Genomic DNA, 19,770 nt, shown 5'->3' on the forward strand with positions numbered 1-19,770 from the left:
GTGTGGAGCGGTTTTCCGTCCGGAATTGCGTAAAAACAAAAACTAAGAGCGGTTCAGCGATTCCGTGAGACGCTGAACCGCTCTGGTCAGTCGAGAAAGTTGAGCGAGACCCCGTCGAGCCGCAGCAGCTCCCGGTCTTCCTCGTAGGAAGCGCCGATCACCACCAGGCTGACGGTGATGTCCTTGGCGCCGGCCGCGATCAGCCGTCGCGCGGCGCGCGTCACGTCGATGCGGTGGTTACGCGGTGTGTTCATGCTGCGCTCGCGCAAATCGAACTTGCGGTTCTCCGCCGGCGGCACCTCGCAATGGCCGGGGCCGCCATAGCATTCGCCATGGCCGAATACGGCGGCGTAGCCGGCATAGCCCGGCACGTTGAGCGGCGTCGAGGCATCGGCATCCGGCGTGTTGAGGAAGACGCGGATGAAACAGGAGCGCGGCAGCTGCGGCACGCGATGCAGCCGCACTTCCGCCGAGCGAAAGCCCTTGGTAGCTTCCGGCACCGCGATCGGCGCCGAGACGAAGCGTCCGACCGGGCTGGTCAGCCCGACCGGCATCAGGCATCCGCCGCGCACATATTCATAGCCGAAGCGGTTCATGTCGAGCGTATCGCGCACCGCGTAGCTCCACGGCGTCAGCGCCGAATCGAGATCGGCCGGCAGGCCGTCGGGATGCTCCTGCTGCCAGCGCCACCACAGCCGGTCGATATTGGCATGCACCGGCCAGAAGATCGGGTCGTAAGACGCCGTCAGGTTCGAGAACATGTCGCCGAACTGCGGCTCGGAATAGAGATCGTCGCGCTGGTGGAACTTGCGGCCGGCAACGCGCACCGCGCTGTTGCGGTCGGTTGGCGCGTCGGTCTTGAAGGCCGGGTTCATGCCCCCGGTCCAGATATGCATGGTGTTGTGCGGATTCTGGTCGAGGAAGCCGAAGCTGTCGACATAGAGGCTGCCGCCGCCGAAGTCGCGGAAGGTGCGCAACGACAGGATCTCGTCAATGTCCTCCTGCGCCGGGTAGTGGTAGTGGATGACGCTGTTGATGGTGCCCTTGCCGAACTGGCCGGAATAGCGCAGCGGGTACCACAGCGAATTGGCGTCGAGCAGCGCATCGATCAACCGCTTGCGATTTTCGCCCGCCACATAGTCCTTGCCGCAGGCCTTGCTGACCGCGTCGTAGATTTGCGTCGGGTTGGCCCAGAGCTGCCCGACCAGCGTGTCGATCTTGGCCGGGAAACCCTTGTCGCGCAGGAAGCGCGCGGAGCCCTCGGTGAGAAAGCCCTTGAAGGCATCGGGAAGGATCGCGCCGTTCTTCGGATCTTCCGGCTTGTAGCGGGACGCCGGGAAATCCCACCACGGCATGGTCACATCGGGGCAGAAATCCTGTAGCGCCTGCTCGAACTCATAGAGATAGACGCGGTGCCAGGGCAGGAAGCGCTCCCAGCCATGCTGGCAGTGGTTCTGGTGGATCAGCGCCAGATTGTTGTAGCTGCGCTTGTCGCCGACCCATTTGTTGAGCTTGTAGAGCTCGCGAAAGGCATAGCGCAGCCGCTCCTTTTGCGGATCGCTCAACACGTCGACATCCATGCGCTGGCGCAACTCGCCCTTGGCGTAGCGCCAGGCCGCCGGATCGGATGCGGGACCGAAGACGGGGCCGGGAAGCCCCTTCACTTCGACGCGGGCTTCGGTCGCAACGCTGACTTCGCCCGCGAGCGCAACCGTTTCGATCAGCTCGCCAGGACAGCCTTCCTCGATCCAGGTTTCGATACGGTCGATGTCGTCATCGGCGACCGCTTTGCCGCCCCAGGGCAGGCGAGGGTACTGCTTGCCGTCGAAAGGCGGCAGGCCGCGCAGACCGCGGACCAGCGCCGAGCGCGCGCCGCGGCCTTTGGCGTCGCTGGTGCCGCAGCACGTCGTGGTGAGCGGCGCGATCAGCGGCATGCCTTGCAGCTGCAGCGTCAGGAAGTCCGGCAGCGTCAGTCCCGTCAGGCTGCCTGGCCCCTCATTGCCTCCGGCTGCGGTGAGGATCGCCTCCACGTCGCTCCAGGTGAACGGCGCCTCAGGCATTGGCTGTGCCTTACTTGTGGGCATCGTGACTACCCATTTCCATCTGCTCGTTCATCCCCTGCATCTGCATGGCGCCGCTCTGCGTGGTGTCCTGCGTGGTGTCGCCCACCTGATCGGGCAGCACCACGGCGACGTTCTGCATCATGCCCTGGTCCTCATGGTCGAGGATGTGGCAGTGGAGCACGTACTCGCCGATATAGCGCTCGTAGCGGGTGCGCAGCGTGATCGTGTAGATGCCGGAGAAGCCGGCGGGCAGCGATTGCGGGATCAGGCTCTTGATCCACAGCGTGTCCTTCCAGACGCCCTTCAGTCCGGGATATTGCGGATCGTAAGGCGAGCCGCCAGCATCGTCGATCGCACCCGGCGCGCTGACATCCTTGCCGTTGGGATCGATGATCGAGACGATCTGGAACGGGTTGACGTGGATGTGGAACGGATGGCTGACGAAATGCGATTGCAGCGTCCACACCTGCGCCTTGCCGAGCGGCAGCGAGCGATCGATGCGGGTCGGGTCATAGGGCTTCACATCAGCCGTATTGAGCGTGTTGCCAACCTCGAACTTCACGTCCGGCCCTGATGTGTCGATGAAGAAGGTCAGCTCCTGCGTGCTGTTACCCTTCACTTCCTCGTCGGTAACGTCGGGATGCGGCGTGAAGCTGGTGAACTTCGTACCGTCCTTGAGATCGGCGATCACCGTCGCCTTGATGTCAGCCGGCATATTGGCCTCGGCCAGCGCAACCAGCTTCTGGTTGATGTAGGTCTCGACATTGTCGACCGGCTTGCCTGGCGCGACGTCGACCAGGCCGAGCAGTTGCGGCCCGACATCGAGCGCGTTGACGACACCCGATTTGGGCGCCGAGGAATCGATCACGCAGTAGCGTCCGGCTTCCGGAAACACGACCAGCGCATCGAAGCGATAGCCGGGCTGGAGTGTCACAAGCTTGGTCGGATGTGCGGCCGCCATTGTCAGCCCGTCGGCCGCTACCAGCTCATAAGGCACGGGCCTGGTATCGCAGGTGTCCTTGATGAAGGCCGCCGTGGTGTCGGCCCTGAGCAGCGTCTTCACCCCCGGCTTCAGCTTGCCGTCCAGCACCTTGAAGAACTGCAGGCTGATCGTGTCGCGCACGCCGGCATGGATCATGCGCCAGCGCTCGACCTGGCCCTGTGTCGCCTTCATCGCATCGTTGGGATTGAACACCTTGCCATTGAGCGAGGTGTAGCGTCCCGATGCCGGCCAGGTGCCAGGTCCGAACTGGTCGTAGGCCTCGATGCCGCCGACATCGCCGGGGTCGCAGATATAGCGGCCGTTGATATCCTGCTTGATCGGACCGAGTTCGCCGGGCTTGGCAGCGGGTCCGCGGCAGGCATACTGGATCTGCTGCATCACCAGCACTCGTTCGGGGATTGCCGAGGTCGGGATCAGCGTGTCGATATCGCCATGCGCCGTTGGCGTCGGGAAGCGGTTGCCGCGAATGATCAGCGCACCTGCCATGCCACTCGACACCTGCAGCGCCGTCGAGCCGTGGCGATGCGTGTGATACCAGAACGTGCCCGATGGGTGGTCCGACGGGATGTTGTACTCGTAGGTGAACTTGGTCTGCGGATTGATCGACAACAGCACGTTGTCGCTGTTGCCGGTCGGGCTCACCCACAGCCCGTGCGTGTGCAGATTGGTGCCGTTGAAGCAATGCGGAATATCGGGCATCTGGCCGCCGGGCATGCAGCCGGGATCGCCGGGCTGCGGCCCCGCCGGAAGCTGGTTATCAAGCGTGATGCGCACCGTGTCGCCGGGCACCGCCTCGATCGTCGGCGAGACATAGGGCGCGCTGGGATCGACGCCGTTGCCGGTGTAGCCGCGCAGATGCACCTTGTCGTAGCCGCCGGTGGACGGATTGTAGATCTGGTTGTCGATATACTGGATCTTGAGATCGAGCAGGCGGTCGCCACGCGCCGGCGCCGTGTTGCCGGGCAGTGGCGCGGGGGCTTCCTCGGTCAGGATAGGCTTGGCAACTGCCGCGCGTTCATCCTGCAACACAGGCGGATTGAGGATCTCGGCTGCCGCGGGCAGCGCCGCGATCGAACCGAGGCTGCCGCCGAAAACACACGCGAAAATCCGCGCACGCGCCATCCATCCACCACACAACATGGGGGTCCTCCGCCACTTGGTTCTAGATTGCGTCCGGAAAGCATAGTGCGACAGATCAGGAAGTCTGTCCAGATTGCTAAGTTGTCAAAATCAAATTTACTTCCAAAAACACTGTACGAGCGAGTTTGGTGGCCCGTTTATACGGCTAATTGTCGATTCGCCCTAAAATCGGTCTATTTTTAACAAGTTTACAAGCAACCAAGGTCTCTGAGGACTACCGCGTCTTTCGTTTGTTCTCGCTAATATACATCGTCGGCCACGGCGTTCGCAGCCCTCTTCCGCAACCCCAATTCCGGCAAAGACAACACCCCTGGCCGCCAGGCCTTTCGCTCAATCACAGCAACATCGGTCGAGCGACTTCGCGACTTGCAAACATTGGCCAGGATTGAGCCGACCGTGCCGGGCATCATCCCGGGCGCAGCGTCATCGATCGAGCGCGGGCCGGTCCGTCACTCCGGAAGGCCGGCCTTGCGGAAGCCGTCGACGAAATGCTCGAGCGTGGCAGTGTCGCGGAATGGCTCGGTCTCGACCCAGTGGCGGGTCGTGAAATGCGGATTGGCAACGAGGAACATTGCGACCTCGGCGCGCGCCTCGTCGAACTGGCCGAGCTGGGCAAGGCTTGCCGCCAGGAAGCGGCGTGAGCTTGTGCGATAGGTCTCGTCCCGGCGCAGCGTCTCGACCGCGGCTTCGTAGTCGCGCGCCGCATATTGCGCCTGGCCGAGCGTCAGATAGTACCAGCTTGCCGGATACGGGTTCAGGCGGAACGCTTTGCGGATCTGCTCGAGGCCCTCCTCCACCTGCCCGGCCAGGGTCGTGATGTCGGATAATGTCGCCCAGGCGTCGGCGTCGTTCGGGTCGAGCTCGAACGCCTTGGCAAATTCCGCGTCCGCCTCGTCGAACCTGCGCTCATAGGCAAGCAGGTTGCCCAGCACCCAGTGACAGCCGGCATCGTTGGGATCGATCGCCACGGCCTTGCGCGCCAGGTCCAGGGCGAGGCCGCGGGCAGGCTCAATGGGTTCGCCCCAATGCACCCATCCCATCCAGTGGTTCATCGCAAGCCAGCGATAGGCCTCGGCATAGTCCGGATCGAGCGCAACCGCGCGCGTCAGCATCAGATGCGCTTCGCGCGCCGTCTGCGGTGAATCGTCGATCAGCTTTCGCGCCCGCACGCACAGATCGTAGGCCTCGAGATTTCTCGGCCGATTGCGCGGCAGCGGGGTGCGCAGCCGGCCAAGCAGCGCCTCGACGATCTTGGCCGTCACCTCGTCCTGGACGGCAAAGATATCTTCCAGGCCGCGATCGAAGCGGTCCGCCCACAGATGCTCGCCGCTCAGCGCGTCGACCAGCTGGGCGTTGATGCGCACGCGTCCGGCGGCACGTCTGGCGCTGCCCTCCAAGAGATAGCGCACGCCGAGGTCTTCGGCGATTGCGCGCACATCCGCCGCCTTGCCCTTGTAGGCAAAGGTCGAGTTGCGCGCGATGACGAACAGGCCACCGATCCGGGACAGGTCGGTGATCAGGTCCTCGGTCAACCCGTCGGCAAAGGCTTCCTGCTCAGGGTCGTTGCCGAAATTAGCGAAGGGCAGCACTGCGATCGACGGCTTGGTGGGCAGCGGCAAAGCCTGTCGCTTCGCATCGCCGAGCTGTTCAATGGCGCCGGTGAAGCGATAGCCGACGCGCGGAACCGTCGATATCCATTCACCGCCATTGGCGGCCGGACCCAGCAGTTTGCGCAATTGCGCGATTTGGACCGTGAGGTTGCCTTCCTCGACGGCCGTGCCTGGCCACGCCGCGTCCATCAACTCGGCCTTGGCCAGGATTTCGCCGGGCCGGGCGACCAGCGCCGCCAGCAGTTGCAGTCCGCGGTGGCCGGCGGCTACGGGAACATCGTCCCGAAGGAGCGTTCCCGCACCCGGATCAAGCACGAACGGACCAAAGGCAAAGCGCGATCCTTGCATAGCCGCGCATGTATAACCGGTTTGGAACTTTTGAGAACTATTTGGCTGCGCTTAATTACGGCGCCGTCCGCATGCTGCACAGTTCAGCCTCCTACCGAGGGTTCTTGACCCCTCGAACCGAATGGAGGTTGCCATGAACGATACCCTTGCTTCTGCTCCGGCAGCCTGGCCGGGAAAACCCGCGGCGTCATCGCGCCGGCACCTGACGAGCCCCCGAAGCATGATTGCGGCCTGGCGCGAGCGCATACGCTTTCGTTGGGACCTGAAGCAGATGGCGGAGGCCAATCCGCATCTGATCGACGATATCGGTCTGACCAGACGCCAGGTCGAGGCAGAGATCATCAAACGCTTCTGGCAGGTGTAGGCCGAATGCCGTGCGCCACGACGCCTCGCCGGCATTTACACTTGCCGAAGTTTGCCGATCCTGCTTCGAAGGCTGCATGAGCGCCGAAGACGCGACGTCACCGCGAGAAAGTCGCATCCCATGGGCCGCGATGGCCGCCATCATCGCGACCGTCACGGTGTTCGCCGTGGCGCAAGGGCTGACCTATCCGCTGCTCAGCTTCATCCTCGAACGGCAGGGGACGACACCGGGCTTGATCGGCTTCTCGGCGGCGATGACGCCTTTGGGTTTCATTGTCTCGTCGCTCTTCACGCCGGCGCTGGTCCGGCGCGTGGGTGCGGCGCGCTTCGCCGTCCTGTGTTCGATCCTGGCAGCAACCGCCCTGGTCGCGATTGGCTGGACGCAGGACGTCTGGGCCTGGATGCCGCTGCGCTTTCTGCTCGGCTTCTTTGCCAACCCGCTCTATGTGATCAGCGAAACCTGGCTGGTCTCGATCGCGCCCGCCGCGCGCCGGGGCCGCATCATGGGCCTTTACTCCTCCGTCGTTTCCGCCGGCTTCGGCCTCGGCCCGCTATCGCTCGGCCTTGTCGGAACGCAAGGGTGGCCGCCCTTCCTCATCGGCAGCGCGGCCTTCCTGATCTGCGGCCTGATCGTGCTTGCGGTGGCGCCGCGCCTGCCCGATATGCCGCGTGAGGGCGAGGCGGTATCGGTCGGCGGCTTCTTCGCCCTGGCGCCGCTGCTTCTGTTCGCGGTTTTCGCCGCTGCCGCCTTCGAGCAAGTCCTGCTGTCCCTGTTCGCGGTCTATGGCGCCGCACTGGGCAACGCCGAAGAGCGCATCGCTTCGCTCATCACCTGTTTCATCGCCGGCAATGCCGTGCTGCAGATCGTGCTTGGGCGCGCGGCCGAACGGTTTGGCTCGGCGCGGATGATGCTGTTCTGCGTCCTGGCATGCCTGGCCGGTTGCCTGCTGTTGCCGTTGCTCTTCAACAATTGGCTGATCTGGCCGCTTTTCTTCGTCTGGGGCGGGGTCTCATTCGGCATCTACACGCTGTCGCTGATCCAGCTCGGCGAGCGTTTCACCGGCCAGGCCTTGATCGCCGGCAATGCCGCCTTCGGATTCGTGTGGGGCATAGGTGGCATCGTCGGCTCGCCCGTCGCAGGGCTAGCAATGCAACTGACCGGACATCAGGGACTGCCGGCGTCGCTCGGCCTGCTGTGCTGTGTGCTGGTGGTGTTTCTGATGGCGCCGAGACGGCGGGTTTGAGAGGCCAGTTCCTGGCGGTGTCTTCCACGCCAGGAACCGCCATCGGCGTTAGCGCACGCATCTACGGACCTGGCCTGGTCCGCAGAATACGCGTCAGTCAAGTTCTTCCATGGTCGCCGTCTGTCAACGAAGGAACCGGATTTGCTCCATGGCAAGAAGTGGCAACGCCGCGCCGCCTGCAGATACGCTTTCCTCATCGCCGGCCAAAGGATCCACGGCAGCGAGTTTGCCAAAGTTGATGCCGCTGCGAGCCTCGATTGTGCGAATGGAAACCTGCGTCGCCGTGCCTAGTTGGGGCGACGTGAACGCCCCGAAAACGAATTCCTCTTCCGGCTGCAGGCTTTGCTGCTGGTCCATCTCGTAGCCGGTTGCGCAGAGTTTGCGGGTGTCGTCGTGGACGAAGGCGATGACCTTCCAGAAGGCAAGCGGAATGCGCACGCCATACATCACCGGATCGGCCTTCGCGAAATAGGCTCCGGTGAAGACGGAAATCTTCATCGCGTCCTCGCGGGCATGCTGCAGCGCATAGTCCTCAAGCGCCAGCCAGATCGGAGCGTTGAAGGCTTGCATCTGCGGCGTCACATTGGTGACGTGCATGGAATCTTCGTTGCCGCGCTTGGCAATTTCCGGCGAACCCCAGCCTGGATCTTCCCGTCGTGTCATATGCCCTCGGCTGAACCTCGGTGGGTTGCCGTAGCATTCCTTCATGATCTGCTGCTCCCTGGGAATGCGCGGATCCCATTTCCAGCCGACGCGTGCGCTCTTCTTCGACTGATTGCCGTCGATGTTGCAGGCGCTCAGAAAGCACATGCGGCGGCTGCGGCTCATGATGACGGAGTAGTGCTCGTAGCGAAGCTCCGTCTTGGAAACGCCATCCTCCTGGAAATCGAGAATGTCGTCGGCGCCGCGTATCACTGTCGGCATATCGACGCTATTTTCCTCGCCGAGGAAAGCAGGGTCGTAGCCGCCGCGGTCGCGATAGTCGGCGACCGATTCCGTGCCGTCGTCGATTATGTATGAGTCGTCGGCTCCACTGTCCGCCACAGGGGCCCGGGCCACTGCAGGCGCGACCGAACCGCCCTGATCGAGCTCCACCGATATGCGCAGCGTCAGCGGGATGGACAGGCCGCCGCCGATGCCCTGGCGCAGGACCGTCGAAGAACGGCGCTGCGGCGCGGGCGCCGGGGTCACGGTGCGAGACGGCGCCTCTGTGCGTCGCGGCGAGCGGCCGGCCCGCACGTCGTCCAGCAGTTTCTTCACCACATCGGCGCGCACCGCGTAGTTCGTCGACAGGAAGCTGCCGCTGAAATGCAGCCCGATTGCATTTCCCTCGTCGAGATCGAAGACCAGCGAACCGGAATTGCCGCCGAGCGTCGTGCAATTGTGCCAGATGCGCGTCGGCTCCACCCGGGTCACGCCGCCTGGTGCGAGCCGCTTTTTGTTGTATGTCTTGCCGTAGATGCGCTCCATCAGCTCCGGTTCGGGAATGCGGCTGTCATAGGCGGGATAGCCGATGGTCGCGACATTCTCGGTTTGCCGGATGTTGGTGGCCAGATCGATAGGGCTTGCAAGCCTGGTCTTTCCGGAGGCTACCTCAATCTCGAAGAAGGCGACGTCAACGCCTGGCGCATCCTCGATATGGAGCGGCCTGACGAGCTTGAAGAGGAGCTGGTCGGGATTGTCGATCTCTTCCAGAAAGTCGGTGGTCGCCTCCATGGGAGCGCTGACCCCCGGTTTGAACGTAAAGCCCGCGCCCTTCCGTACGGCGAATTCTCGAGCGACATGGCGATTGGTAACGAGAATATTCTCGGCCACCAGCCATCCCGTGCCCACCCATTCGAACGGCGCGCCCAGAACATTGATCCGGCCGACGGCGCGAATGGCTTTGTCGAGCAGCGGCTTGGCCTTCTTCAGCCGCGCCTCCCAGATTTCGCTGTCGGCCTTGTCGATGAAGACCAGCTTGGTGACATTGTTGTGGATGGTCAGAACCGGCCGCTCGCGCCGCATGGCGATGCTCTCCAGCTCGACGGCCTGGTCGAGGTCCTCGGGGGCGCGCGCTATCTCCAATGCTTCGTTCTCGACCCCGAGATCGGCACTCTCTTCGGCAAGCTTGGGGTCGCCCGCCCTTACCGACGCGTTGAAGCGGCGCAACCGCGCCAGTTGGTCCTCAAGCTTACCCACGGCATCCCTCGCTTTCGATGTGTTTGAACCTATTTCGGCATTGCCGACTTCCTGCTTGCCCAAGCCTCGGCGGGCTCGCGGAAATTCAGAACCGGCCGGTCGAAATTCGCGTTGCTTGCGGTTCGGTAGAGCCGGTCGAGAAGCGCGCCTGTCTTTTCGCCGTCGGCCGGATCGAAATGTTTTCCCGAGGCGTTGCGGTAGCCGCTGAGGCGGTCGAGGGCAAAACGCAATCCCGGCGTGAATAACGGCAGGCCGCGCGACGGCAATTCATAGAGAAGGTCGAGCGCTTCGCGATGCCTGCCCCAGCGCGCCAGCATCTCGGCCCTGATGCACAGCCCGTCGGCTAGCCAGCCTGCGTCGCGATAAAGCGTCTCAGTCCAGCGATCAAGCCAGCTGCCGCTTGACGTGTTTTCGGTTTCGTACGCGTTGGATGGACCTACCAGCATCATGACATAGGCGCCGACGGCGGCGGCGATCGGAAATTCATGCTTGTCGGCGAGCAGATCTCTCGCCTTGCGCCAATAATCCGAAATCAGCGAAAGCTGCTCGAGCTGACGGCCTTCGAGATAGCGGATGAACAGATCGGCGTCCGGGTCCTGCAGCTTCACCGCAAAATTGCCTGGCGCCGTGGCAGGGATGGAAATCTGCGCCCCTTCCGAACCGGAAACGGGAGCCGCCACATAGAAATAGCGGCCATCGTCGCCCGCCGTCCGCACAAAGCCGGGCTGGAAACTGCCGGGGATCGCGATCCAACCGGAGGGATCGGTCGAAAGGTTCTGCCCTTCGGACAAAGTCCGTCCCTCGAAGTCGACAGATATCAGCGCGAACTCGCGCGGGGTGGATTCCTGCGCGCTTTCGAGGCTTTCGAGCCCCATGCTTTCGAGCCCAACGCTTTCCAGCCCAACGCTTTCCAGCAGGTTTGCATCGGATTCGTAGCCTGGCACATTCAGGCGCGCGAAGGCGCTGTTGCTGCCCATGGGTGGGTACGAGCCAACCCTGGCCTGCGAAAGCACGACCGAGGCGTCGTCGCCCGAGGCGGGCATCTGGAATGCCGTTTCGAGGAATGTGCCATTGGGCAGCAGCGCGCGCGCCGCGTAGAAGCCGGGGTCGAGGTCGATACCCCCGGCGGGTTGCGCGAGCGTGGTCTCTCCCACAATCTTCAGATCGTGGTCCAGGATCGAAACCCGGGCGTCGGAGAGGCCGAGGCTCTCGGGTATGGACAGGGTCAACTTGCCACTCATCTCAACCTCCCGCCCCGCCACCGGCTGGAGGGGCTGCCGGCGGACCTGCGGGCGCTGCCGGTGCCGGCGCGATTGCGGCCATGCTTATCGGCCAGTTCGGCCTCTGCTGGTTGATGAGCTGGATCTCGGTGACGTCAGCGAACCCGGCGCCGGCCTTGGCCGTCAACTGGAATATTCCGGCCTGTGAGGTGACGGCGTAGGGATGATCCGCCGCCGAGGGCGGAATATCCTTTTGGAAGCCGCCGCCCATCCGCTGCAAGGCAAGCCCGGTGACGCCGACAGCCGCGTCGGGGCGGATGATCAGACGGAACTCGACCTGAGGCGGCGAGCTTAGCCAGCGCAGCGTCACATTCTTAAATGTGGTGCCGGTCGCCGGCGCGTACTGACCGGTTTTCTTCTGCATGAAATGGTTGTTGAGCGCCGTGTTGAGGGTGAAGCTGCTGACCGGCCAGCGCTGTTGCGGATCGTTCAGGTCGTTTATCTCCGCACCATTGTCCAGGCACTTGATCAGCGCCTCGCAAAAGTCCGTTTTCCTGCCGGCGATCGTCATCGCTATGGAACCCGGATAGGAAGCCATGAACATCGGCGTCGCGCGGTCGTCGACGCCCGGCAGTGTATCCCACACCGTACCGGGCGGGTTCGCCAGGCCGGGAAAGTCCGTGACCGTCTCGCGGCAGGCGTCGACGAAGTAAAACTGGGTTCGGGCGATATCGGGCCTGTTCGCCGAGGGGGCCATGCCGAGCATGAAATTGGCGGCGACCTCGCATGAGCGCTGCAACACGCCGCCGGCGGCCGGATCGGTGAAATCGGCCAGCGTGATCAACGGTCTGCCGAGGCGTTCCAGCCCATGCCCGGAATAATAGAAGAAGGTCATCGAGTTGCGGTCTGTGGAGGCGTCCTTACGCCACTCGATGGCTTCCGGAACGAAATGCTGCCAGTCGGCCTTGTCAACTGTCGTGCGCGTCAACTGCTGGCCCGCGCCGAGGTCGATCGGCGTGAGCTTTTTTCTTTCCTTCGCCGAAGGCGACATCAAAAGGCGAATGGTCGCCAGCGGACAGGCGAGCGTGTCCGCATTGGCAACCAGCCAGCGGCATATCTCCCAGGCGCTGAGCGCCGGCGAAGCCAGCCGCTGCAGATTGAATTTTTCCGGGTCGGGCGGCTCGGTCTGCTTCGGTAGGTGCGTATATTCGCTCACTCCCACCAGAAAGGCGTGCGTCTGCGGCTTGCCGGCAAATTGGGCCCGGCGATCGAATACCAGGGTCATCTAGCCATACATCTTCTTGATGGTTGCGCGGTCTCCGTCGCTCAAACCCTGGCGCTGGCCGACGATGCCGGCGTGGCCCTTGATGAGTTCGATGGTCGGCTTGCCGTCCTTGGAAAAAGCGGTGAGCGGATAGTGCATGATGGAATCGAGATCGTAGTCCTCGATATCGACGCCATCGTGAATGTGCTGCGTGAAATTGTGCTCCATGCCGGCCTGTATGCGGTCGAACCGGATGCGGATATGCGCGTCGCGATCGATCCTGCTCTGCTCATGCCAGAGGCCCAGCGCATGTCCGATCTCGTGGATGGCGTTGCCTGCGCTGCATTCCGGCCCGAGCACCAGTTCCTGGCGCCCGCCGCGCATGCCCACCGCCGAGCGGCAGCCGGAGCCAGGAACGAAAGCGACGAAGTTCTTGTGCTTGGCGTTGCCAGGATCGCGCAGCTGGAATTTGATCGAGGTCTTGGCCTTCCAGTGTTCCATCGCGTCTAGGACGCGTTCGGGCTTGGGAAGCGTCTTGGATATCTCGAAGATCAGGACGCCCCCCGGCCAACGGAACTGCTTGCCCTTGATGGCCGCTCCAAGCGCTCCGGCCTTCCCTCGCAACAGCCCCGGCGATTGCTGCACTGCGGCGAGATTGGCCGCGGCTTCCTCCGCGCTGCCGAGCACGATGCAGCCTTCGACCACCGCCAGACCGTCGACCACCGTATATTGGACCGGCCGTACCTTGTTGCCGACGAAGGCAAATGTGGTCTCCACGGTTTTACCGCCCCCGAGTTCGCCGTCTTCCGCCATTTTCCTCTCCCTCTCAGTCTCGATCGAAAGAACGAAGTTGCAGCCGTTGCGGCGTCTTTGACCCAAGCTGCCAGGGGTAACTCAGCACGGTGCCGAACGATGCGTCATCCGCTCCGGCCGGAAGGTATCCGGCGCGCGCCGACAGCGTGTATTGCCGCCGCCTTTCGACCGCGGCGTCGGGAACCGCGAGCACAAACGCGACCGGCTGCGCCGAACCGGGCTCCAGCCTGCAATGCGTCTCGGCCATCACGACCGAGGGCGCATCGAGCATGGTCGTGTCCTCAAGCCGGATGCAGATATCCACGAGGCGGTTGGGTGGACCGTCGGCGAAATCAATTGTCCCGCTAATATCGGGGCTCACCGGGCTGCTCCATTATATCCGTCCCACGAAATCCGTGCGGAAACAGAACTTTATGACAAATCGATCTCTGCACCGTCGCAGACCTATCGCTCGATACGACCGTCGGACGGCTTAAAATTCCAAAACTTCGAAATCCAAAGCAGCGTAGTATTTATGACAATGAAAGAGCTCTCCACCATTTCATAGAGAGCCGTGCGCTCTTGCCGTTAGTTAGGTGGCAAGAACAGAACTATTAAGTGACGAATTTATAATATTGTCAAGAAAGAAGATACCCCTTCGAAGTCGAGAAACAAGCGACGAAATTAAACTCGTTGACCCCCTGCACGGTGTTGATCGGCCCGATATGGCGTGATCTGCCGCTGGTTGTGGCATCGTCCAAAGGCCTTTGCGCTGCAACGTTGCGGCAAGCACCAGCGGGCCGGAGCCAATTGCTCAGGCGTAAGGCGTGCCTGCCATTGCGGCTTTCAGGCCGATGCTGCCCTTGTCGACAAGCGCGAGAAAGACCGCGCTCGCTTGCTCCATATCGCGCGTCTGACGAAACGTCTGGTGGGCCTGGATATAGGCCACGCTCCACGTCGCGAGCAGCAGGGCCGCCGTCAGACGGGCGTCGGGATCGGCGGGGTCCCGCCCGGCGCCTTCGGACAGCGCCACCGTCAGCACCTCTGCGAGCTCATCGCGTATCGCTCTCGCCCGAGCCTTGAGAGTTTCGCTGCCTTCGACTGCTTTGATGAAGCCTTGGCTCCTGGCGGAAAACTCGACGGCCGGGCTGCGTTCCGCGACCAGGCGATGCGCGAGCAACCGTAAAGTCTCGATTGGTGAAATGCGGGGATCGCGCTGCCGCAAGGCTTCGCGCAGCATCTCGCGGCCCTCCTCGTCGCGGTCGAAGAGCATGTCCTCCTTGCGGGGGAAGTGATTGAACACCGTCATCCGCCCGACATCGGCGGCCGCCGCGATCTCATCCACTGTCACATGATCGAAGCCCCGTTCGAAGAACAGGAGCGTGGCGGCATTGGAGATGGCTTGCCGCGTGGCGAGGCGCTTGCGGGACCGGAGGTCGGATGGGGTTGACATGGCGTTCCTGACTGAATATGTACTGAGTACAAATTTGGATCGAGTATAGTAAGAGATAGGCCGAAAAGCAAGCTTTCTCCGCTCGATCTGACTGCAGAGAACCCAGGACGTCAGCGCTTGGCGCGCATCATGGGCCGGCTCATCATTTTCATCGTTTGGATCTCGCCATGAACAAATCCCTTATCGTTATCCTCGCCGCGATCGGCCTCGACGCCGTTGGCATAGGCCTCATCTTCCCGATCCTGCCGCGTCTTCTCCAAGAGGTGACGCACAGCCCTGACATCGCACCCTATATCGGCATCATGACCGCGCTTTATGCGCTGATGCAATTCGTCTTCGCGCCCATGCTCGGCGCCTTGAGCGACAATATCGGCAGGCGTCCCGTGCTGCTCATTTCGCTCGCCGGTGCGGCCATCAACTATGTCGTCATGGCCCTCGCGCCGCAGCTCTGGATGCTGTTCCTCGGCCGCGCCATTGCCGGCCTGACCAGCGCCAATGTCTCGGTCGCCATGGCCTACATCACCGACGTGTCACCTGAGGACAAGCGCGCCCGTCGCTTCGGCCTGTTCAACGCCGTGTTCGGTGCCGGCTTCATCATCGGACCGGTCCTCGGCGGTCTGCTCGGCGAACACTGGCTGCGGCTACCTTTCATCGCCGCAGCCGTGCTCAATGCCTGCAATCTTCTGCTCGCCTTTTTCATCCTGCCGGAGTCGCGCGCACCGGCCCGTCAGAAGATCGATCTGGCCGCGCTCAACCCGCTTTCGCCGCTGCGCTGGGTGTTCTCTTTGAGGGGGCTTCTGCCGATCGTGCTCGTGTTCTTCATCATGAGCGCCACCGGGGAAGCCTACGGCACCTGCTGGGCGCTGTGGGGCTTCGACACGTTCCAGTGGAACGGCGTCTGGATCGGCCTTTCGCTGGGCGCCTTCGGCGTCTGCCAGACGCTGGTGCAGACATTCTTGCCCGGCCCGGCGGCAAAACTGCTCGGCGAACGCTGGGCCGTTGTCGCCGGCATCGGCTTTGCCTGCATCGCGCTTCTCGCCATGGCTTTCGCCAACCACGGCTGGATGGTGTTCGCCATCATGCCGGTCTTCGCGCTTGCCGGCATCGGCGCACCGGCGTTTCAGGCCTTTGCCACAAGGCAGGTCGACCCGGCTCGCCAGGGTCAGCTCCAGGGCGTGCTGGCATCGGCCGTCAGCCTTGCCTCGGTCATCGCCCCGCTTGGTTTCTCTGCCTTCTACTTTGTGGTCCAGAAAGCCTGGCCCGGGGCCATCTGGCTCACGGTGCTGGTCGTTTACGCCATCGCTATCCCGCTGGTTCTTCTCGGCACGCGGAGCGCCCGCGCTACACAACCCGCGATCGCGTAGATCTCCCTCAGTAAAGCCGCTCACACACCAGGCTTTGGAGGTATGGTATACTCACCGGATGTAACAGGGAGAGGTATCGATGAAGAAGGCTTTCCTGACTGCTGTCATCGTCGAGATGGCATTTCTAGGCGCGGCGACGACGGCGTCACTGGCAGATGATTTTCCTGCCTTGAACTCGAACTGGCGCGAACAGCAACGTGGAACCTGCCTGGAGATCACTCAAGTTTCGGATGCACTTCCCGGACCGGCAGGCTGCGCTCAGATTGCCGGGCGGATAAAAGACGATCTGATGATCGGCTATGCCTGCAAAAGCGGATCGGAAATCAGCTTTTTCACCGGCCTGCAAACCGACAATTCCGTCAAGCCCGATATTTTCATCGGTCGGTACAGCCCGGAAGCCATTGTCGCCCAATACTGCACCAGGATTAGCAACGACTGGCCCCCGGAATATGATTGCAAAAATGAAATGAAGTTCAAAAGCGTCAGCAGTTGCACACCCTGAAATGCGCTGGCCGGTTGAAAGACTGAAGCTTCATCCGCCGTGCAAAGCATTGCCTGAGCAGCGGCGCGAGCGAAAGTGTCCGATCAGGATCGGCTGAATGAAAACAGCCTCGCATCTGCATCTTCGACACCGTCGATCGCCGAGGCGACGATCTCCGAGGCGATCTGCGAGAAGGTGATGCCGTTGCCGCCGTAGCCCATCACGGCATGGATGCGTGGATGCCGGGGCAAGGCGCCGATATAGGGCATGCCTGTGCGGGTTGTGCCGAATGAGCCGGTCCAGGTGAATTCAGGGGTGAGGTCGAGCCGCGGCAGCAAACGATGCAGCTTCTGCGCCAGACGCTGCGCCTTGTCGGCGATCAACGCGTCGCGACGAGCCTCGTCGGTGAACTCCTCGTCCTCGCCGCCGCAGATGACGCGGCCGTCCTCTGTCGCCCGTATGTACAGATATGGGTCGGACGCCTCCCAGATGAGCGCGGCGCTCGGCCAGATGTTTTTCGGCTGCGGCGCCGTGGCAATCGCCCAGGTCGAGACGACGCTGTGCGCGGTCTTCGGAATGATGTCGGTCAGCTCGTAGCCGGTGGCCAGCACCAGATGCCGCGCGGTGATCGCCGGGCCACCGCTGGTGGCGACCACGACCTGATCGCTTTTGTCCTCGATCGCCGTCGCCTGCACCGGAGCATAGAAGCGCGCCTTGCGTTTGAGCGCCTTCAGCAGCAGCCCAGCGGTGAGCTTGCGCGGGTCGAGCGCGAGATTGCCGTGGCTGAGGATAGCGCCGGCGCGGTCGATGCCAAACTCGTCGTCTAGGGCCTTGCGGGTGAGGTAGCTTGCGCCGATGCCGACCTGCCGGCGCGCCTCCGCCTCGTCGCGCAGCGCGGAGGGGTCGAGCACATCGCCGGCCAGATAGAGCGAGGAAGATGGGGTCAGGCGGCAGTCGATGCCGAGTTCGGCGATTCGTCCGCTGAGGTTGGACACCGCAAGCCGCGAGCGCCGCCATGCCTGTCCGGCATCGGCCTTGCCGACCATCGCCGACAGTTTCGTCAGCGGCTGGTCAAGTTCGAACTGCACCAGGGCGGTGGTCGCCGCGGTCGATCCCAGCAACGGTCCGCGTCGGTCGATGCAGATCACCGAATGGCCGGCGGCGGTCAGCGTCTCGGCGGCCATGGCGCCGCTGATGCCCATACCGACGATCAGCACGTCGGTCTTGACGTCGCGGGTCAGTTTCTCTGTCGGCACTGATGGCGCGCGATAGGCAAACCAGACCGGCCGGCCGCTGCGCAGGTCGAGTTTGCGTGCCACCAATGTCTCCAGACGCCGGCAAGCTGCCAACCAAGGTCTTCAAGCGAAGAGCAGCCGCCTTAGCTCTGCGCTTCCGGCGGCCAATGGCGACGCTATATGCGCCCGAGAACAACCAGAATGATCAAGATGATCAGCACCAGCCCGAGGCCGCCGCCGCCATAGTAACCGGTGCCGTAAAACGGTCCGCCGCCGAGGCCGCTGAAGCCGCCGAGCAACGCGATGATCAGGATGATAATAAGAATGGTACCCAGGCCCATATGCCGTCTCCTTGCGCTGCCGCGCCATTCACGCCGCGCGGTTCGGAGACAGAACTCGCGGCAGGCCTTCCCGTTCCCGGGCCTTCGTGCTTGCAGTCGGTCTAATTTTTGCGTCGGCTAAGGAACGAAAGCGGCGCAATGGCGTTCCCGCGAGCAGGAAATCAGGCTCGGCGCGCGGCAACGCACGCTGCGGGAAGGCGCGCGTATTCGCTGTCAGTCTCAGAGATTGGCGAACACGCTCTTCACCGCATCCGCCGTCTTGGCCACGACGATGTCGGCTTCCTCGCGCGTCAGGCAGAGTGGCGGCGCGAAGCCGAGTATGTCGCCCTGCGGCATGGCGCGGCCGATGACGCCGCTTGCTGCAAGCGCCGTCGCCACCTGCGGCCCGATCTTGAGCGACGCATCGAAGAAGGTGCGGTCGTCCTTGTCGGCAACGAACTCGACTGCCGCCACCATGCCGTCGCCGCGCACGTCGCCGACATTTTTGTGGCCGCCGACGGCCTTTGCCAACTCGGCGCGGAAATAGGCGCCGGTCTCGCCGGCATTTGTCACGAGGTCCATCTCATCGATCAGTTCGAGATTGGCAACACCGGCGGCAACGCAGATCGGATGCGCCGCATAGGTCCAGCCATGGCCGAGCGAGCCCAGCTTGTCGGAACCCTGCACCAGCACCTGCCAGACCGTGTCGGCGACAATGACGCCCGACAGCGGCGCGTAGGCCGAGGTCAGTCCCTTGGCGATGGTGATCAGGTCCGGCTTGATGCCGTAGTGGTCGGAGCCGAACATGGTGCCGAGACGGCCAAAGCCCGTGACCACCTCGTCGGCGACCAGCAGCACGTCATACTTCTTCAGTACGGCCTGGATCTTTTCCCAGTAGCCGGCAGGCGGCGGCACGATGCCGCCGGTGCCGAGGATCGGTTCGCCGATGAAGGCAGCGACCGTTTCGGGACCTTCGGCCAGGATCATCTCCTCGAGCTTGTCGGCGCAATGCTGCGAGAACTGCTCCTCGGTCATCGAGCGGTCGGCGCGGCGGAAGTAATAGGGCGCTTCGGTGTGCAGCACCGGCGCGCGCGGCAGGTCGAAGGCGTTGTGGAACAGATCGAGCCCGGTCAGCGATCCCGTCATTACACCCGAGCCGTGATAGCCGCGCCAGCGCGAGATGATCTTCTTCTTCTCCGGCCGGCCCAGCACATTGTTGTAGTACCAGATCAGCTTGATGTTGGTCTCGTTGGCATCCGAACCGGAGAGGCCGAAATATACCCTCGACATGCCCTTCGGCGCGCGGTCGATGATCATCTTGGCGAGCGTGATCGAGGCCTCGGTGCCGTGGCCGACATAGGCATGGTAGTAGGCGAGGTTCTTCGCCTGGGTGGCGATGGCATCGGCGATCTTCTGGCGGCCATAGCCGACATTGACGCAATAGAGCCCGGCAAAGGCATCGATGCTCTTCCTGCCATTGTTGTCCCACACGGTGACGCCTTCGCCGCCGGCCATGATGCGCGTCGGCGATTCACCCCGCGCGTGCGTGCCCATATGGGTCGAGGGATGGAAGAAGTGGTCGCGATCCCAGGCGTTGAGTTCATTGGACTGGTCGAGCATTTCTGTGGCTCCTGGCGAAGGGACGATTTCGGTGCGGCCGGTTCGAACTGATGCGGGAATACTATCCGT

16 protein-coding genes are annotated in these 19,770 nt (G+C 63.0%); 4 read left to right on the forward strand and 12 right to left on the reverse strand.

Annotation, left to right across the window (positions count from 1 at the left end; translation table 11 throughout):
* Positions 1–86 precede the first annotated feature (86 nt).
* The 3 genes from AC1DYC_RS29530 to AC1DYC_RS29540 form a co-directional block, all read right to left on the reverse strand.
* Positions 87–2,060, reverse strand: coding sequence for a tyrosinase family protein (locus AC1DYC_RS29530; RefSeq protein WP_477411213.1), 1,974 nt, complete (start codon positions 2,058–2,060; stop codon positions 87–89).
* Positions 2,061–2,070: 10 nt separating this feature from the next.
* Entirely contained in the window at positions 2,071–4,188 is a 2,118-nt protein-coding gene (locus AC1DYC_RS29535) for a multicopper oxidase family protein (protein ID WP_477411214.1), read from the reverse strand.
* A 467-nt stretch (positions 4,189–4,655) separates the two neighbouring features.
* Positions 4,656–6,164: a winged helix-turn-helix domain-containing tetratricopeptide repeat protein gene (locus tag AC1DYC_RS29540; RefSeq protein ID WP_477411215.1), complete on the reverse strand. Its 1,509-nt coding sequence runs from the start codon at positions 6,162–6,164 to the stop codon at positions 4,656–4,658.
* Between the two features lie 133 nt (positions 6,165–6,297).
* Here AC1DYC_RS29540 and AC1DYC_RS29545 point away from each other — a divergent pair, with 133 nt between their 5' ends.
* The gene (locus tag AC1DYC_RS29545) at positions 6,298–6,528 is read left to right on the forward strand and encodes a DUF1127 domain-containing protein (RefSeq protein ID WP_477411216.1); all 231 of its coding nucleotides are present in this window, start codon (positions 6,298–6,300) and stop codon (positions 6,526–6,528) included.
* A 76-nt stretch (positions 6,529–6,604) separates the two neighbouring features.
* Positions 6,605–7,771 (forward strand): MFS transporter, encoded by a 1,167-nt coding sequence (locus AC1DYC_RS29550; protein WP_477411217.1) that lies wholly within the window; start codon positions 6,605–6,607, stop codon positions 7,769–7,771.
* A 123-nt stretch (positions 7,772–7,894) separates the two neighbouring features.
* Here the strand turns inward: AC1DYC_RS29550 and AC1DYC_RS29555 are convergent, their stop codons facing one another.
* From AC1DYC_RS29555 to AC1DYC_RS29580, 6 genes are all read right to left on the reverse strand, one after another.
* Positions 7,895–9,952 carry a DNA/RNA non-specific endonuclease gene (locus tag AC1DYC_RS29555; protein ID WP_477411218.1) on the reverse strand — a complete coding sequence of 686 codons (2,058 nt, stop codon included), beginning with the start codon at positions 9,950–9,952 and terminating at the stop codon, positions 7,895–7,897.
* Positions 9,953–9,981: 29 nt separating this feature from the next.
* On the reverse strand, positions 9,982–11,193 hold the full coding sequence (locus AC1DYC_RS29560; protein ID WP_477411219.1) for a hypothetical protein: 1,212 nt from the start codon (positions 11,191–11,193) through the stop codon (positions 9,982–9,984).
* Position 11,194: 1 nt separating this feature from the next.
* Positions 11,195–12,457: a caspase family protein gene (locus tag AC1DYC_RS29565; protein WP_477411220.1), complete on the reverse strand. Its 1,263-nt coding sequence runs from the start codon at positions 12,455–12,457 to the stop codon at positions 11,195–11,197.
* Positions 12,458–13,249: a M12 family metallopeptidase gene (locus AC1DYC_RS29570; protein WP_477411221.1), complete on the reverse strand. Its 792-nt coding sequence runs from the start codon at positions 13,247–13,249 to the stop codon at positions 12,458–12,460.
* 13 nt (positions 13,250–13,262) lie between these two features.
* Positions 13,263–13,610, reverse strand: a complete 348-nt coding sequence (locus AC1DYC_RS29575) for a YbaY family lipoprotein (protein ID WP_477411222.1) — start codon at positions 13,608–13,610, stop codon at positions 13,263–13,265.
* Between the two features lie 432 nt (positions 13,611–14,042).
* Positions 14,043–14,681 carry a TetR/AcrR family transcriptional regulator gene (locus AC1DYC_RS29580; protein ID WP_477411223.1) on the reverse strand — a complete coding sequence of 213 codons (639 nt, stop codon included), beginning with the start codon at positions 14,679–14,681 and terminating at the stop codon, positions 14,043–14,045.
* 167 nt (positions 14,682–14,848) lie between these two features.
* On the opposite strand from AC1DYC_RS29580, the gene AC1DYC_RS29585 reads away from it, so the two are divergent.
* Positions 14,849–16,045 (forward strand): TCR/Tet family MFS transporter, encoded by a 1,197-nt coding sequence (locus AC1DYC_RS29585; RefSeq protein ID WP_477411224.1) that lies wholly within the window; start codon positions 14,849–14,851, stop codon positions 16,043–16,045.
* Positions 16,046–16,124: 79 nt separating this feature from the next.
* Positions 16,125–16,547: a hypothetical protein gene (locus AC1DYC_RS29590; RefSeq protein WP_477411225.1), complete on the forward strand. Its 423-nt coding sequence runs from the start codon at positions 16,125–16,127 to the stop codon at positions 16,545–16,547.
* An 83-nt stretch (positions 16,548–16,630) separates the two neighbouring features.
* Here AC1DYC_RS29590 and AC1DYC_RS29595 read toward each other — a convergent pair whose 3' ends face one another.
* From AC1DYC_RS29595 to AC1DYC_RS29605, 3 genes are all read right to left on the reverse strand, one after another.
* Entirely contained in the window at positions 16,631–17,845 is a 1,215-nt protein-coding gene (locus AC1DYC_RS29595; protein ID WP_477411226.1) for an NAD(P)/FAD-dependent oxidoreductase, read from the reverse strand.
* 92 nt (positions 17,846–17,937) lie between these two features.
* Positions 17,938–18,102, reverse strand: coding sequence for a DUF3309 family protein (locus AC1DYC_RS29600; protein ID WP_477411227.1), 165 nt, complete (start codon positions 18,100–18,102; stop codon positions 17,938–17,940).
* A 219-nt stretch (positions 18,103–18,321) separates the two neighbouring features.
* Positions 18,322–19,701, reverse strand: coding sequence for an aminotransferase (locus AC1DYC_RS29605; protein WP_477411228.1), 1,380 nt, complete (start codon positions 19,699–19,701; stop codon positions 18,322–18,324).
* Positions 19,702–19,770 lie beyond the last annotated feature (69 nt).

Source organism: Mesorhizobium sp. P2_E7 (assembly GCF_056403855.1).

Excerpts from the sequence above, each read along its gene's own strand:
- AC1DYC_RS29580 (WP_477411223.1), bottom strand. The coding sequence starts at position 14,681 with ATGTCAACCCCATCCGACCTCCGGTCCCGCAAGCGCCTCGCCACGCGG.
- AC1DYC_RS29560 (WP_477411219.1), bottom strand. The coding sequence starts at position 11,193 with ATGAGTGGCAAGTTGACCCTGTCCATACCCGAGAGCCTCGGCCTCTCC.
- AC1DYC_RS29585 (WP_477411224.1), top strand. The coding sequence starts at position 14,849 with ATGAACAAATCCCTTATCGTTATCCTCGCCGCGATCGGCCTCGACGCC.
- AC1DYC_RS29540 (WP_477411215.1), bottom strand. The coding sequence starts at position 6,164 with ATGCAAGGATCGCGCTTTGCCTTTGGTCCGTTCGTGCTTGATCCGGGT.
- AC1DYC_RS29530 (WP_477411213.1), bottom strand. The coding sequence starts at position 2,060 with ATGCCTGAGGCGCCGTTCACCTGGAGCGACGTGGAGGCGATCCTCACC.
- AC1DYC_RS29535 (WP_477411214.1), bottom strand. The coding sequence starts at position 4,188 with ATGGCGCGTGCGCGGATTTTCGCGTGTGTTTTCGGCGGCAGCCTCGGT.
- AC1DYC_RS29550 (WP_477411217.1), top strand. The coding sequence starts at position 6,605 with ATGAGCGCCGAAGACGCGACGTCACCGCGAGAAAGTCGCATCCCATGG.
- AC1DYC_RS29590 (WP_477411225.1), top strand. The coding sequence starts at position 16,125 with ATGAAGAAGGCTTTCCTGACTGCTGTCATCGTCGAGATGGCATTTCTA.
- AC1DYC_RS29545 (WP_477411216.1), top strand. The coding sequence starts at position 6,298 with ATGAACGATACCCTTGCTTCTGCTCCGGCAGCCTGGCCGGGAAAACCC.
- AC1DYC_RS29605 (WP_477411228.1), bottom strand. The coding sequence starts at position 19,701 with ATGCTCGACCAGTCCAATGAACTCAACGCCTGGGATCGCGACCACTTC.
- AC1DYC_RS29600 (WP_477411227.1), bottom strand. The coding sequence starts at position 18,102 with ATGGGCCTGGGTACCATTCTTATTATCATCCTGATCATCGCGTTGCTC.
- AC1DYC_RS29565 (WP_477411220.1), bottom strand. The coding sequence starts at position 12,457 with ATGACCCTGGTATTCGATCGCCGGGCCCAATTTGCCGGCAAGCCGCAG.
- AC1DYC_RS29570 (WP_477411221.1), bottom strand. The coding sequence starts at position 13,249 with ATGGCGGAAGACGGCGAACTCGGGGGCGGTAAAACCGTGGAGACCACA.